Below are 15,312 nucleotides of genomic sequence, written 5' to 3'. Positions count from 1 at the left end.
TTCATCGTTCCGAAGCAGGTCGCTGTGCGCCCTGCGAGAAAAAGCGCCGATGGTTGACCACCGGCATGCGCGCCCGTATCGACGCCTGTTCACTGCTGTCGCGTTCGGCCAACAACACCGCCTCGCCTTGATCCTGTTGGGTCAGCACTCGCCCCCAAGGGTCGACAATTGCCGCGTGTCCAAAGGTTTCCCGTGGGCCTGGATGCACACCGCCTTGAGCGGCCGCCAGCAGGTAGCACTGGGTTTCAATGGCGCGCGCGCGGATCAGTACATCCCAATGCGCGGCACCGGTCACCGCCGTGAAGGCCGAAGGCGCGGTAATCAATTCAGCCCCCGCCGCGCGCAATTCGCTGTACAGCTCCGGGAACCGCAAGTCATAACACACCGTCAGGCCCAAGCGGCCCACCGGCGTATCCGCCACCACCACATTGCTCCCGAAAGCATAGTCGTCGGATTCACGATAACGACCTCGCGCGTCCGCTACGTCCACATCGAACAGGTGCAGCTTGTCGTAACGGGCAACGATTTCACCCCGATCATCGATCAGCAGCGAACAGGCGTTGGACTTGGCGTCAGGTTGGTCCTTGGGCGGCAGCGGCAAAGTGCCGGCCACTATCCATAAGGTGAGGTCGCGGGCGGTCTGTTTCAACCATGGGAGGATCGGGCCTTCGCCCAACGCTTCAGCGCGGCCAATATCGGCCACGTCACGACGCCCCATGGCAGCGAAGTTCTCAGGCAGAACTGCCAGCTTCGCACCACCTACCGCCGCCTGCTCCAGCAAGCGCCGGGCCTGTGCCAGGTTGGCCAGCACATCACTCTGGCTGACCATTTGAATTACCGCAAAGGACATAGGCCGACACTCCGTAAAAGGCATGCGGCCATGCTACTCCACAGGCTCTCAGTTTGGCTTTTCAAATGGCTTGTCGAAGGTGATTTTGGGATCCTTCCAAGGGCCTTCCACTTTGTATTGCACACTGGCGAAGCGCGAAACACGATCACCGATCAGCTTGTCGATCAGGAACAATGCGCCACCAATGGCCGGCGCACCCACGATCAGCGCGGCAATCGGCAGGTTATTGGTGACCGGCAATGTAACCAGCAACTTGGCGTCGACACGGTCAGCCACCAGATCCAAGGTGCCATTGAGCTCCAGGTTGGTAGAAGGCCCCGTCATGGTGATCGGCTCACGGGTCACAAACACACCATTACTGGCGGCCAGCAAACCTTTGACCCGGTCATAACTCAAGCCTTTGCCGAGCAAGTCGGAAAAGTCCAGGCGTAAACGGCGGCCAATGGAGTTGAAGTTCAACAACCCAAACACCCGCAAGGCCTGGGCGCCACCATCCACCTCAACGAACTGACCTTTGCGGAATGCGGCATCCAGACTACCGGAGAAACGCTTGGGCCCGACCCACGCCGGCGAACCCGGCCAACGACCATCCACGTCCAGGTGGAATTCATCGCTGGTTACCGTCGGCGCAAAGCCCCAGCCCTTGAGCACATCGGCGATATTCTTGCCATCCAGGCGGCCCTTGTACCAACTGCTGCTGGCACCGGGTGCACCTTCCCAGCCACCGGCACCTTTGAGCTGCATCCCCTTGAGGCCCAAGTCCAGGTTGTTGAAGGCCAGGCCTTTGGCGGTCGGTCGAATCTTCAGCGACCAGGCGCCCACCAAGTCAGGCCCCTGGAACAGTTGGTTGATAGCGATATCCAGTGCAGGGATGTCTTTGGGGTCGATATCCGCCAACGGATCCGGCGCATTTTCGTCCGCCTGAACGGTAGGGTCTACGGCCGGTAATTTCACATACTGCAGGTTGATCGCAATGGGTGCGCCCTTGGCGTCCGGCAAATTTACCGCGCCTTTGGCCTGCTGACTGTCCAGCTGCAAGCCCCAGGCTGCCGGCTTACGATCAAGCTGCAAGTTGACCTGGTCAAACTGAGTACCAAAGCCGGTCAGCTTGCCCACCTTGAAGTCCGCACCACTGAGCAACTGCTTGGCACTCCCGCCGGGGTCATTACCCGCGTAGCGGTCGACCAGTTTTTTCCACGGGTCGATGTCCAGTTCAGAAAGCACACCGCGAATACGCAAGCCTTTGGCGGCAGGCAGCACGGCGTCACCATTGCCAAGGAACAGCTCCCCGCGACCGTCATTGAATTTATCCGCCGGCGCAGCAAAGGTAAAACTCGCCAGCTCGCCGTAACTGAACCAGTAACGCCGCTCGGCACCCTGCAAGGTCATGCGGAATACGCTGTCGCGGCCCTGGCTGGCGGGCATACCGAAAGGCGCCGGCAGGTCCACCGCTACGCCTTTCATATTGGAGCTGACCATCAGTTGGCTGTCCGCGCCGTCCAGGGTCAGTTGCAATTGGTATGGAATATCGCCGGACACCGGCAACGGTTGGCTGATTTTCAACCAATCCGTCAGCCGCTTGACCGTGACCTGGCCCTTGGCAGTGACTCGCGTACTGATACTGCCCGGCTTGCCATCGGCAAGGATCTGCGCCGTGATGGGGCGATCGAACGCCTTGGCCGAGATGTTCTGGCCGCTCAGGCCTTTGGCGCTGTCGAAGCGGAAATCGCCCTTGAGCTGGGTCAGATCCAGAGTCGGCTCCGCCAATTGCAGGCGAGCCTTGTCAGTCTGAAAGTCCACGACAATATTGGGCTCGGTGCCCTTGGCCAAAGGAATGTCCAGATCCAGCTTGCCTTGCAGGTCACCTTCGCCTTTCCAACCGACGAAAGTCGAGCCAGTGCCTATTGGCGCGTCCTGAAGGATTTTCAGGCCATCGCCCAAACCACCCGCAAACCCGCCGGTGATCAGCAGATGGCTGTCCTTGCCGGCCGGCGCGTGAGGGATGTTGACATAGACGTCCTTGACCTTGGTGTCGAGCAATTGGCCCTTGCTGGCCAGGATGCGCACACCGCTCTCCTCGACAAACACTTCGCCATTAACCTTGCTCACATGGGGCCAACCCGGCTGGAACGCCAGTTCGGCGTCATGCACCTTGAAGAACAGGCTGATATTGCGCGCAGCGGGCAACGCGTCGTGGTTCAACGACCCCTGGTACTGGAAGAAACCTTGGTCCACCGCACCTTTGAGAATCGCCGTGCGCAACCATTCATCCAGTGAAGGGCTCAATACCGCCGGCAGATATTTGGGTGTGAAACGCCCATCGCCATCGACCATGCCGACCCGCAGGTCCATATAGTCTTCTTGGGCATGGTCGAAATGCAGGCGAATCAAAAAGTCTGCGGCGACCTTGCCCTCTTCGCCCAGCACCTTGATATACGGGGCGATCAGGGTGAAGCCTTCCTTATCCAGCGTCCATGTCAGGCGCGCGTTGGCCTGCATGTACTGCCAGGGCTTGGCGAAGATCGGGTACAAGTGCAAGGAAAAATCCTTGCTGTCCATGCGCAACTCGCCATGGCCAAGGTCGCCGCTGATGCTGCCGGACACATTACGCGCGGCCGGCGCGCCGAAGTACGCATCAAAGCCGATGCGCTCAAGGTTGGCGGCGAAGCTGACTTTCTGATCGGTCGTGTCCTGCGGGCGGAAATCCACCAGCACATTGCGCAGCAGGCCCGTGGCTTTCAGGTGTTCGACCGCTTTGGCAAACCCTTCCGGCAACGGCGCCAGGGCATTCAGCAGCGGGGTAATCGGGGTCAGGTCCAAACGATCGGCCTGAAGCTTCCAGGTTTCCTGTTCTTTATCGGTGGCCAGGCTTTGCTGCAATTGCAGCTGCGACTCCCAACGGGTCTCGCCGATGTTCATCGCCAGCGAATCGAACAGCACCTTCAGGCCGCTATCACTGCGCTGCAGGTAAGCGGTGAGGGCGAGGTTTTCGATATGTACCGGCTTACGGTCCGCGTAGTTGCCCTTCACCTGGGGTGAATTGAGGTGCACCACGGCGCTTTGCACGTTGCCCTTGGCCCACGTCAGCCAGAACTCCCCGCCCGCCTTCAACTGCGTGAGCTTCCATTGCTGGGTCAGCTCTGCGGGAATCCATTTGGCCCAGTCGCTTTGAGGCAGGCTGAGGTAGGCCTCGACTTCGCCCTCCTTCCATTGGCTTGCGCGAATTCGGCTACGCAGGCTCAAGGCAAGCGGCTGGCCGTCGGGCAGGGTCAAGCGTGCGTCCAGGCGTTGGCGCGAATCACCGGTGTGCAGGCTCAGGCCCACGTAGGTCAGGGTCAGCGGCGCCTCGCCGAACGGTTGCAAGGTGACTTGGCTATCCAGCAACGACACGCGCTTGACGATCTGCATGCGTGTCAGCAGTTGCTCCGGGTCCAACGGCTGGTCGTCCTGCACCGGCAGACCTTGCAGTGCCCAGTGGCCGTCCTTGTCTTCCTTGACGCTCAACTGCAACCCGCTGACTTCCAGGTGAGCAATACGCACTTCACGGGCCATGAGGCTGGCCCAGATATCCGGCACCACCTCGACCTGATCCAGGCGCAAGGCGCTGTTGCCTTCGCCGACCATCACGTCGTGGGCCAGCAATACTGGCGCAAAGCCGCTCCAGCGCCCTTCCAGGCTGCCGATTTGCAGGGGCACATCCACCGCAGCCTGGGCCTTGGCTTGGATTTCGGCGCGATATTCGGCCACCAGCGGGACCAACTCACGACCCAGGCTCACGTACACCGCCGCCAACACCAGCAGTAAGGCGCACACGCCCAGGCTCCAACGGGTCAAAGCGGCAAAAAAGCGTTTCAGACGCTCCATGTCAGGCGACCCTCAAGGCAATTAGCGGACGGAAGATCAAGGTCTGCCGGTCTCGAAGAAAGAAAGCGATTGGGGATCAGAGCAGCACCACGTCGTATTGTTCCTGGGAATACATGGTTTCGACCTGGAAGCGAATCGTGCGCCCGATAAACCCCTCCAGTTCAGCAACGTTGCCCGACTCCTCATCCAGCAATCGATCGACCACTTTCTGGTTGGCGAGCACTCTATAACCTTCGGCCTGGTAAGCACGCGCCTCCCGTAAGATTTCCCGGAAAATCTCGTAGCAAACAGTTTCCGGGGTCTTCAACTTGCCGCGCCCCTGACAACTGCTGCAAGGTTCGCACAGCACTTGCTCAAGGCTTTCGCGGGTGCGTTTGCGGGTCATCTGCACCAGGCCCAACTCGGTAATACCGATGATATTGGTCTTGGCGTGATCGCGCTCAAGCTGCTTCTCGAGCGTGCGCAGCACCTGGCGCTGGTGTTCTTCGTCTTCCATGTCGATGAAGTCGATGATGATGATGCCGCCCAGGTTGCGCAGGCGCATCTGACGCGCGATAGCGGTGGCTGCTTCGAGGTTGGTCTTGAAAATGGTTTCTTCGAGGTTGCGATGGCCAACAAATGCACCGGTGTTGACGTCGATGGTGGTCATGGCTTCCGCCGGGTCCACCACCAGGTAGCCGCCGGACTTGAGTGGCACTTTGCGTTCCAGGGCTTTCTGGATTTCGTCTTCAACGCCATACAGGTCGAAGATCGGCCGCTCACCTGGATAGTGCTCCAGGCGGTCGGCAATTTCCGGCATCAGTTCGGCAACAAACTGCGTGGTGCGCTGGAAGGTTTCCCGCGAGTCGATGCGGATTTTCTCAATCTTCGGGCTGACCAGGTCACGCAGCGTGCGCAGGGCCAGGCCCAGGTCTTCATAGATGACGCTCGGAGCACCAATGGTTTTGATCTGTGCACCGATCTGGTCCCACAAGCGCCGCAGGTAGCGAATGTCCATCAGGATTTCATCGGCGCCGGCGCCTTCTGCGGCGGTGCGCAAGATAAAACCGCCGGCTTCCTTGATGCCCTCAGCGGCCACGCAGTCGCTGACCACCTTTTTCAGGCGTTCACGCTCGGCTTCGTCTTCGATTTTCAAGGAAATGCCGACGTGGGCAGTCCGCGGCATGTACACCAGATAACGCGACGGAATTGACAGTTGCGTCGTCAAGCGAGCGCCTTTGGAACCGATAGGGTCCTTGGTGACTTGCACCACCAGGCTCTGCCCTTCATGCACCAATGCGCTGATGCTCTCGACCGCAGGGCCTTCGCGCAGGGAGATTTCCGAAGCGTGGATAAACGCGGCACGGTCCAGGCCGATGTCAACGAACGCGGCCTGCATCCCTGGCAGTACGCGCACAACCTTGCCTTTATAGATGTTGCCAACGATCCCGCGCTTCTGGGTGCGCTCGACGTGCACTTCTTGCAGAACACCGTTTTCTACCACCGCCACGCGCGATTCCATCGGCGTGATATTGATCAGAATCTCTTCACTCATGGCTGGGTCTCGTTCAGGCGTTTTCACAATAGTGACCGATCGCTTAAGGCTTGGCGCGCAAGTAAGGCGTTCAGCGCGCGGTAAGGTTTTGCCAACAGGGTATGCCGAATTGGCCAAGCAGTTGCGCGGTTTCGCACACCGGCAGGCCTACCACAGCGGAATAGCTGCCATTGAGTCCGGCAACGAACACAGACCCAAGCCCTTGGATAGCATAGCCGCCAGCTTTGTCCTGTGGCTCACCACTGTGCCAGTAGGTTGTAGCCTCCTCGACAGAAATCCCACGAAACCGTACGCGGCTGCTTACACACCGAGTATCGCAGCGCTGGCCGTCGGTGACGGCGATGGCAGTGAGCACTTCATGTTCTCGATCGGAAAGAGCCAGCAACATCGCCAGGGCATCGGCCTGGTCCACGGGCTTGCCCAAAATCTGACCATCAACGATTACGGCCGTGTCGGCGCCCAGTACACAGACGCCGGAGATTTGTTCAAGCGCAGAAACCCCCGCCGACGCCTTACCCCGAGCAAGGCGCTCGACGTAGGCAACGGCGGATTCGTTTGTAAGAGGAGTTTCGTCAATAGCGGCGCTGACCACGGTAAATGGCACACCGATCTGGGTCAGCAGTTCACGCCGCCTTGGGGAGCCCGAGGCCAGATAAAGCGAATTCATTCCAGACTCTCCCTGTAGGGTTCGATAACCAGGCAGAGCCTCGCAATCCATTCAATTGATTTTATAGCGACGACGTAACCCACGCAGACCGAAACTGACCCAAGGCCACAGCAGTGCGCTGACCAGGGCAGGCAAGACCAACGCCAAGGTTGGCTGACGGTTACCGGTCAAGGCGCTGAGCCACAGTTGCACCAACTGCGCCAGGCCGAAGATCACCAGGATCACCAGGCACTGCTGCCACATCGGGAACATCCGCAGGCGCTGTTGCAGTGACAGCACCAGGAACGTAATCAAGGTGAGGATCAACGCGTTCTGGCCCAGCAAGGTGCCATAGAGCACGTCTTCCGCCAAGCCCAGGCACATCGCCGTGACCATCCCGACTTTATGCGGCAAGGTCAGCGACCAGAAGGCGAGCAACAACGCGAGCCAGAGCGGTCGCAGGATTTCCATGAATTGCGGCAGCGGCGAAACGCTTAGCAGCAAGCCGATGGCGAAGGTCAGCCAGACGATCCAGCCATTACGCGAATGAGTACCGGCCATTATTCCTCCCTCTGCCGCGTGGTTGCCGGGGCGGCGGCCGGTGACCGGGTTGCCGGGGTCGCAGCCGCAGGCGGTTTAGCCGCCGGGGTTGTGGCGGCGGGCGCCGACACAGGTGGTTTGGTTGCAACCGGCTTGGCCGCGCGCGCGCTGTGAGCCGCTGGCTTGACCGGCGTCGCCACGGGGGCTGCCGGGGTTGCTACGGGCGCAGGCGGCCCCACGAACGCCGGTTTCGGCACCGTGGCAGGAATGACCGGCGCAGTGCCGTTCTGCTTGTCTTCCGCTTCCTGGGCCTGCGCGGCGTCGTTGGCGCGCTCTTCCGGGGTACGGTTGTCGCTGAATACCAGCAGCAGGTAGCGGCTGCGGTTCAGGGCGGCAGTCGGTACGGCGCGGACGATCGCAAACGGCTGGCCGGAATCGTGGATCACTTCCTTGACCGTCGCGACCGGGTAACCCGCCGGGAAACGCTGACCCAGGCCGGAGCTGACCAGCAGGTCGCCTTCCTTGATGTCGGCAGTGTCCGCCACATGACGCAACTCAAGACGCTCCGGGTTGCCTGTACCGCTGGCAATCGCACGCAAGCCGTTACGGTTGACCTGCACTGGAATGCTGTGGGTTGTGTCCGTGAGCAGCAACACCCGTGAGGTGTAAGGCATCAGCTCAACCACCTGGCCCATCAGGCCACGGGCGTCGAGCACCGGCTGACCGAGGACCACACCGTCGCGTTCACCCTTGTTGATGATGATGCGATGGGTAAACGGATTGGGGTCCATGCCGATCAACTCGGCCACCTCGACCTTTTCGTTGACCAGCGCGGAAGAATTGAGCAACTCGCGCAGCCGAACGTTCTGCTCGGTGAGGGCCGCCAGCTTTTGCATGCGCCCCTGCAACAGCAGGTTTTCAGTCTTGAGTTTTTCGTTCTCGGCGACCAGCTCGGTGCGGCTGCCGAATTGGCTGGCCACGCCCTGGTAGAGACGTTGCGGCAGGTCGGTGATCCAGTAAGTCTGCATCAACACCAGCGACATCTGGCTACGCACGGGCTTGAGCAGTGCAAAGCGGGCATCGACCACCATCAGCGCGACCGAAAGCACGACCAGCACCAATAAGCGCACGCCCAATGAGGGGCCTTTGGCGAAAAGCGGTTTAATAAGCCGCTCCTCCCAGGCAAATGTTCTCTTTATTCATACGGCATCAAACCGGCCTGGATGCAGATTGAAGAAGATAAACGCCAACAGGCAGCACTGCAAAGTGCTGCCTGCGGGCGAAGCATGAACTAACCAAGCAATCTTATTCGCTGGAGAGCAGGTCCATGGTGTGTTTATCCATCATTTCCAGTGCACGGCCACCGCCACGGGCGACGCAGGTCAGCGGGTCTTCGGCAACGATCACCGGCAGGCCGGTTTCCTGGGCCAGCAGCTTGTCGAGGTCGCGCAACAAGGCACCACCACCGGTCAGCACCAGGCCACGCTCGGCGATGTCGGAAGCCAGTTCCGGCGGCGATTGCTCCAGGGCGCTCTTCACAGCCTGAACGATAGTGGCCAGGGACTCTTGCAGAGCTTCCAGCACTTCGTTGGAATTCAGGGTGAAGGCACGTGGAACGCCTTCGGCCAGGTTGCGACCGCGAACATCGACTTCGCGAACTTCGCCGCCCGGGTAAGCGGTGCCGATTTCCTGCTTGATGCGCTCAGCAGTGGATTCACCGATCAGGCTGCCGTAGTTACGACGCACATAAGTGATGATCGCTTCGTCGAAGCGGTCGCCGCCTACACGGACGGATTCGGCATACACCACACCGTTCAGGGAAATCAGGGCGATTTCAGTGGTACCACCACCGATATCGACCACCATCGAACCGCGCGCTTCCTCAACCGGTAAACCAGCGCCGATAGCGGCAGCCATGGGTTCTTCGATCAGGAACACTTCGCGAGCACCGGCACCAAGGGCCGATTCACGGATGGCACGACGCTCCACCTGGGTGGACTTGCATGGAACGCAGATCAGCACACGAGGGCTGGGCTGCAGAAAACTGTTTTCGTGAACTTTATTGATGAAGTACTGCAGCATCTTCTCGCAGACGCTGAAGTCGGCGATCACGCCGTCTTTCATCGGACGAATGGCAGCGATGTTGCCTGGTGTTCGGCCGAGCATGCGCTTGGCCTCGGTGCCAACGGCAACGACACTTTTCTGATTACCATGGGTCCGAATGGCCACAACCGATGGCTCATTCAGAACGATACCGCGCTCGCGCACGTAAATAAGGGTGTTGGCAGTGCCCAGGTCAATGGAAAGATCGCTGGAAAACATGCCACGCAGTTTCTTGAACATGGGGAAAGGACCCTAGGCAACGCGTGGGTAAAAAAGTGCGGCAAACTCTAACAACGACAGGGATTTTGGGCAAGGCGCCAATGTGCTAAATTGGCCGACTTTCTGTGCACCAACCCCCACAATCGCGGCCTTATGACCGTAGAAATGCGGTAGTGTTCCGACAATCTAACACACGGACGCCCTCCGTTCTGTTTTCCACTGGAGAATCCCATGGCGCTTGAACGCTCCGACGTGGAAAAAATCGCTCATCTGGCCTCGCTTGGCCTGAATGAAGCCGATCTTCCACAGACCACCGCAGCCTTGAACAGCATTCTCGGGCTGGCTGACCAAATGCAGGCCGTCAATACCGACGGCATCGAGCCCCTGGCTCACCCACTGGAAGCCAGCCAGCGCCTGCGTGCAGACGTTGTGACCGAGCGAAATAATCGCGAGGCCTACCAGTCCATCGCGCCAGCGGTCGAAAACGGCCTGTACCTGGTTCCGAAAGTCATCGACTAAAGGGAAAGAGCCTGCAATGCATCACATGACTCTGGCCGAGATCGCCCGCGGTCTCGCCGACAAAAAGTTTTCTTCCGAAGAGCTGACCAAGACCCTGCTTGCGCGTATCGCCGAGCTCGACCCCAAGGTCAACAGCTTCATCAGCCTCACCGAAGAGCTGGCCCTGAGCCAGGCCAAGGCCGCCGACGTGCGTCGCGCCAACGGTGAAAACGGCGCACTGCTGGGCGCACCGATCGCCCACAAAGACCTGTTCTGCACCCAGGGCATTCGCACCAGCTGCGGCTCGAAGATGCTCGACAACTTCAAGGCGCCCTACGACGCCACCGTGGTGTCCAAGCTGGCTACCGCCGGGGCCGTGACCCTGGGCAAGACCAACATGGACGAATTCGCCATGGGTTCGGCCAACGAGTCGAGCTACTACGGCGCGGTGAAAAACCCGTGGAACCTGGAACACGTGCCCGGCGGTTCGTCGGGTGGTTCGGCTGCCGCCGTTGCCGCGCGCTTCCTGCCGGCCGCCACGGCAACCGACACCGGCGGCTCGATCCGTCAGCCTGCCGCGTTCACCAACCTCACAGGCCTGAAGCCGACCTACGGTCGTGTTTCCCGTTGGGGCATGATCGCCTACGCCTCCAGCCTGGATCAGGGCGGCCCGTTGGCACGCACTGCCGAAGACTGCGCAATATTGTTACAAGGTATGGCCGGGTTCGATAAACAGGACTCCACCAGCATCGATGAGCCAGTGCCGGACTACAGCGCCAGCCTGAATACGTCGATCAAAGGCCTGCGTATCGGCGTGCCAAAAGAATATTTCAGCGCCGGCCTCGACCCGCGTATCGCCGAACTGGTGCACAACAGCGTCAGGGAGCTGGAAAAGCTCGGCGCCGTGATCAAGGAAATCAGCCTGCCGAACAACCAGCACGCGATTCCTGCGTACTACGTGATCGCGCCGGCAGAAGCCTCCTCCAACCTGTCGCGTTTCGACGGCGTACGTTTCGGCTACCGCTGTGAAAACCCGAAAGACCTGACCGACCTGTACAAACGCTCCCGGGGCGAAGGCTTCGGTGCCGAAGTACAACGCCGCATTATGGTCGGTGCCTACGCACTGTCGGCCGGCTACTACGACGCGTACTACCTCAAGGCGCAAAAAATCCGTCGCCTGATCAAGAACGACTTCATGGCTGCTTTTGAAGAAGTCGATGTGATCCTCGGCCCAACCACGCCGAACCCGGCCTGGAAGATTGGCGCCAAGACCGGCGACCCGATCGCCGAGTACCTGGAAGACCTGTACACCATCACCGCCAACCTCGCGGGCTTGCCGGGCTTGTCCATGCCAGCCGGTTTCGTCGATGGCCTGCCGGTCGGCGTGCAATTGCTCGCCCCGTATTTCCAGGAAGGCCGCCTGCTCAATGTGGCGCACCAGTACCAGTTGAACACCGACTGGCACACTCGCACCCCTACCGGCTTCTGAGGAGAACACTATGCAATGGGAAGTTGTGATCGGGCTGGAGATTCATACCCAGCTCGCCACCCAATCGAAGATTTTCTCCGGTAGCGCCACCACGTTCGGCGCAGAGCCCAACACCCAGGCCAGCCTGGTCGACCTGGGCATGCCCGGCGTACTGCCGGTGTTGAACCAGGAAGCGGTGCGCATGGCGGTGATGTTCGGCCTGGCGATTGACGCCGAGATCGGCCAGCACAACGTGTTCGCGCGCAAGAACTACTTCTACCCGGACCTGCCCAAGGGCTACCAGATCAGCCAGATGGAATTGCCGATCGTCGGCAAAGGCTACCTGGACATCCCGCTGGAAGACGGCACCATCAAGCGTGTTGGCGTCACCCGCGCGCACCTGGAAGAAGATGCCGGCAAGAGCCTGCATGAAGAATTCCCGGGCGCTACCGGCATCGACCTGAACCGTGCCGGCACGCCGTTACTGGAAATCGTCTCCGAGCCGGACATGCGCAGCGCCAAGGAAGCCGTGGCTTACGTCAAGACGATCCACGCGCTGGTGCGCTACCTGGGCATCTGCGACGGCAACATGGCCGAAGGCTCGCTGCGTTGCGACTGTAACGTGTCGATCCGTCCAAAGGGCCAGGTCGAGTTCGGCACCCGCTGCGAGATCAAGAACGTCAACTCGTTCCGTTTTATCGAGAAGGCGATCAACAGCGAAGTGCGTCGCCAGATCGAACTGATCGAAGACGGCGGCAAGGTGATCCAGCAAACCCGCCTGTACGATCCGAACAAAGATGAAACCCGCGCCATGCGCAGCAAAGAGGAAGCCAACGACTACCGTTACTTCCCCGACCCGGACCTGTTGCCGGTGGTTCTTGAGGATTCGTTCCTCAATGATATCCGTGCCACCCTGCCGGAATTGCCGCAGCAAAAACGCGAGCGCTTTCAGGCGCAGTTCGGCCTGTCGGTCTACGATGCCAGCGTATTGGCGTCCAGCCGTGAGCAAGCCAACTACTTCGAAAAAGTCGTGAGCATTGCCAGCGACGCCAAACTGGCGGCCAACTGGGTAATGGTTGAGCTGGGCAGCCTGTTGAACAAGCAGGGCCTGGAAATCGACGAAGCACCGGTTACCGCCGAACAACTGGGCGGCATGCTGCTGCGCATCAAGGACAACACCATCTCCGGCAAAATCGCCAAGACCGTGTTTGAAGCGATGGCGGCAGGCGAAGGCAATGCGGACGAGATCATCGACAAGCGTGGCCTGAAGCAAGTCACCGACAGCGGCGCGATCTCGGCCGTACTCGATGAAATGCTGGCGGCCAACGCCGAACAGGTCGAGCAATACCGCGCCGCAGACGAAGCCAAGCGCGGCAAGATGTTCGGCTTCTTTGTCGGTCAGGCGATGAAAGCCTCCAAAGGCAAGGCCAACCCGCAACAGGTGAACGAACTGCTGAAAAGCAAGCTCGAAGGCTGATTCGCGGTGAAATGGTCCGGGCGGGATTTCATGCCCAACTCGGACCCCATGTGGGAGCTGGCTTGCCTGCGATAGCAGCGCCTCGGTGCAACTGCGACACCGAGGTGCCTGTATCGCAGGCAAGCCAGCTCCCACATTTACAATGGGGACTTACTTAACGTGAAGCGTCTACTCGGCCTACTGGCCCTGTTCTCTCTGCTGGCCGGTTGCGCCAGCGGCCTCATCGACCCCAACGGCTACGACGAAGCCGGCACCGCCTCGTATTACGGCGCCAAGCACCATGGCAATAGAACCGCCAGCGGTGAACCCTTCAGCCAGAACGCCCTGACCGCCGCTCATCGGCGCCTGCCTTTCGGCACCCGGGTCAAGGTGACTAATCTCGACAACAACAAATCCGTGGTCCTGCGCATCAATGATCGCGGCCCGCACACCCGTGGCCGCCTGATTGATGTTTCACGCAAGGCTGCCGAACAGCTCGGTATGCTGGGCAGCGGAACCGCACGGGTTCGCGTGCAAGCGCTGAACAACTGACAGGAGCCCTGGCCATCTTCGGACTAACCGCCCTCTCCCCCTTCAGCCTGCTCGAATTGATCAGTGGCCTGGTGTTGCTGATTATCGGCGCCGAAATCCTGGTGCGGGCCGCCGTGCGCCTGGCGGCCAGCCTCAAGGTGCGGCCGCTGATCATCGGTTTGAGCATCGTCGCCTTCGGCAGCAGTGCGCCGCAGATGACCGTCAGTTTGCAAGCCACCCTGGCCGGCAATACTGACATTGCCGTGGGCAGCGTGATCGGCAGCAGCATCTTCAACATCCTCGTCACCTTGGGCCTGTCCGCGCTGATCATCCCCCTGCGAGTGTCGCGGCAACTGGTGCGCCTGGACATCCCGGTGATGATTTTCGCCGCCCTGCTGGTGTTTACCCTGTCGGCCAATGAAGAACTGACGCCGGCTGACGGCCTGTTACTGCTCGCGGCCCTGATGGCCTACCTCGGTGTATTGCACTACCAGACCCGCCATTCCCGCCGGCCTCGCACATTGGACACCGTCGCCAGGGCGCCATGGCTGAGCAGCGTATTGCTGATGCTGGGCGGGCTGTTGATCCTGGTGCTGGCCGGGCATTTGCTGCTGGGCGCGGCGGTGGATGTGGCGAGCGACTTGGGCCTCTCGGAGCGCATCATCGGCCTGACGCTCATCGGTGTCGGCACCTCGCTGCCGTGCCTGGCCACCTCGCTGATTGCCGCCCTGCGCGGCCAACGCGAGATTGCCGTGGGCAATGTGATCGGCAGCAGCCTGTTCAATCTGCTGGGCGTGCTGGGGTTTACGGCCCTGGTGGCGCCCTCTCCGCTGTCGGTGTCGCCCAACGCCCTGGACTTCGACCTGCCGGTGATGCTCGGCGTGGTGGTGCTGTGCCTGCCGGTGTTCTACACCGGCTACCGGGTCACTCGCGCCGAAGGCCTGGTGTTTCTGGGTCTGTACCTGGTGTATGGGCTGCACGTAGTGTCGTTCACGTTCGGCACGCCCCTGGCCAACAAACTTGAACACTTGATGCTGTATTACATCCTGCCGGCGCTGGTGGCTTTTCTGATATTCAGCACGCTGCGAGCCTGGCGCCGCCAACGCAAGAGGGAATCGCAATGACCGATCAGAAAAAGCCCGGGGTTGAAGTGCGTCGCCAGGTGATGGGCGATGTGTTCGTCGATCGCGCCCTGGGCAATGCCACCGAGTTCACCCAGCCGCTGCAGGATTTCGTCAACGAACATGCCTGGGGCAGCGTGTGGAACCGCGAAGGTCTGCCATTGAAGACCCGCAGCCTGATCACCCTCGCCGCCCTCACGGCGCTCAAATGCCCGCAGGAACTCAAGGGCCACGTACGTGGCGCGTTGAACAATGGCTGTACCGTGGAAGAGATTCGCGAGGCGCTGCTGCATTGCGCGGTGTATGCGGGTGTGCCAGCGGCGATTGACGCGTTTCGGGCGGCGCAGGAAGTGATTGAGGCGTATCAGGCAGATAAGCAGTGACTGTCAGATAGTCATCGCAGGCAGGCCAGCTCCCAAAGTTTGAACTGTGAATACATTCAAATGTGGGAGCTGGCTTGCCTGCTATTGGCCCTCAACCAC

13 protein-coding genes are annotated in these 15,312 nt (G+C 60.4%); 6 read left to right on the top strand and 7 right to left on the bottom strand.

The features are described 5' to 3' along the window. Position 1: 1 nt before the first annotated feature. The 7 genes from ACDZ94_RS12615 to mreB form a co-directional block, all read right to left on the bottom strand. Positions 2 to 850, bottom strand: coding sequence for a carbon-nitrogen hydrolase family protein (locus ACDZ94_RS12615; RefSeq protein ID WP_432750230.1), 849 nt, complete (start codon positions 848 to 850; stop codon positions 2 to 4). Positions 851 to 898: 48 nt separating this feature from the next. After that, the gene (locus ACDZ94_RS12610; RefSeq protein WP_432750229.1) at positions 899 to 4,714 is read right to left on the bottom strand and encodes a YhdP family protein; all 3,816 of its coding nucleotides are present in this window, start codon (positions 4,712 to 4,714) and stop codon (positions 899 to 901) included. Positions 4,715 to 4,790: 76 nt separating this feature from the next. Next, positions 4,791 to 6,248, bottom strand: coding sequence for a ribonuclease G (gene rng, locus ACDZ94_RS12605; protein ID WP_053254407.1), 1,458 nt, complete (start codon positions 6,246 to 6,248; stop codon positions 4,791 to 4,793). Between the two features lie 70 nt (positions 6,249 to 6,318). Beyond that, positions 6,319 to 6,915, bottom strand: a complete 597-nt coding sequence (locus ACDZ94_RS12600) for a Maf family protein (RefSeq protein WP_432750228.1) — start codon at positions 6,913 to 6,915, stop codon at positions 6,319 to 6,321. Positions 6,916 to 6,966: 51 nt separating this feature from the next. Then, the gene (gene mreD / locus ACDZ94_RS12595) at positions 6,967 to 7,455 is read right to left on the bottom strand and encodes a rod shape-determining protein MreD (RefSeq protein ID WP_017138250.1); all 489 of its coding nucleotides are present in this window, start codon (positions 7,453 to 7,455) and stop codon (positions 6,967 to 6,969) included. Then, positions 7,455 to 8,570, bottom strand: a complete 1,116-nt coding sequence (gene mreC / locus ACDZ94_RS12590; protein WP_432750227.1) for a rod shape-determining protein MreC — start codon at positions 8,568 to 8,570, stop codon at positions 7,455 to 7,457. Before mreC ends, mreD begins: the two co-directional genes overlap by 1 nt. 169 nt (positions 8,571 to 8,739) lie before the next feature. Beyond that, positions 8,740 to 9,777: a rod shape-determining protein MreB gene (mreB, locus tag ACDZ94_RS12585; RefSeq protein WP_002555108.1), complete on the bottom strand. Its 1,038-nt coding sequence runs from the start codon at positions 9,775 to 9,777 to the stop codon at positions 8,740 to 8,742. A 210-nt stretch (positions 9,778 to 9,987) separates the two neighbouring features. Here mreB and gatC point away from each other — a divergent pair, with 210 nt between their 5' ends. From gatC to ACDZ94_RS12555, 6 genes are all read left to right on the top strand, one after another. Continuing rightward, positions 9,988 to 10,275, top strand: a complete 288-nt coding sequence (gene gatC, locus ACDZ94_RS12580; RefSeq protein WP_053254404.1) for an Asp-tRNA(Asn)/Glu-tRNA(Gln) amidotransferase subunit GatC — start codon at positions 9,988 to 9,990, stop codon at positions 10,273 to 10,275. 16 nt (positions 10,276 to 10,291) lie between these two features. Then, positions 10,292 to 11,743 (top strand): Asp-tRNA(Asn)/Glu-tRNA(Gln) amidotransferase subunit GatA, encoded by a 1,452-nt coding sequence (gatA, locus tag ACDZ94_RS12575; protein ID WP_432750226.1) that lies wholly within the window; start codon positions 10,292 to 10,294, stop codon positions 11,741 to 11,743. Positions 11,744 to 11,753: 10 nt separating this feature from the next. Continuing rightward, on the top strand, positions 11,754 to 13,199 hold the full coding sequence (gatB, locus tag ACDZ94_RS12570; RefSeq protein ID WP_432750225.1) for an Asp-tRNA(Asn)/Glu-tRNA(Gln) amidotransferase subunit GatB: 1,446 nt from the start codon (positions 11,754 to 11,756) through the stop codon (positions 13,197 to 13,199). A gap of 159 nt (positions 13,200 to 13,358) precedes the next feature. Next, entirely contained in the window at positions 13,359 to 13,730 is a 372-nt protein-coding gene (locus tag ACDZ94_RS12565) for a septal ring lytic transglycosylase RlpA family protein (protein WP_064450705.1), read from the top strand. Between the two features lie 56 nt (positions 13,731 to 13,786). Further along, a complete protein-coding gene (locus ACDZ94_RS12560; RefSeq protein ID WP_407016581.1) occupies positions 13,787 to 14,833 on the top strand; it encodes a calcium/sodium antiporter in 1,047 nt (348 codons plus the stop codon). Then, complete coding sequence (locus tag ACDZ94_RS12555) at positions 14,830 to 15,213, top strand: carboxymuconolactone decarboxylase family protein (RefSeq protein WP_064450704.1); 384 nt, start codon at positions 14,830 to 14,832, stop codon at positions 15,211 to 15,213. The genes ACDZ94_RS12560 and ACDZ94_RS12555 overlap by 4 nt, the downstream gene beginning before the upstream one ends. Positions 15,214 to 15,312 lie beyond the last annotated feature (99 nt).

The organism is Pseudomonas sp. UBT (assembly GCF_050915955.1).
In the GTDB taxonomy this organism is placed as follows: Bacteria; Pseudomonadota; Gammaproteobacteria; order Pseudomonadales; family Pseudomonadaceae; genus Aquipseudomonas; species Aquipseudomonas antarctica_A.
The sequence above is the reverse complement of the archived record's forward strand: the minus strand, read 5'-3'. Positions and strand labels throughout refer to the sequence as shown.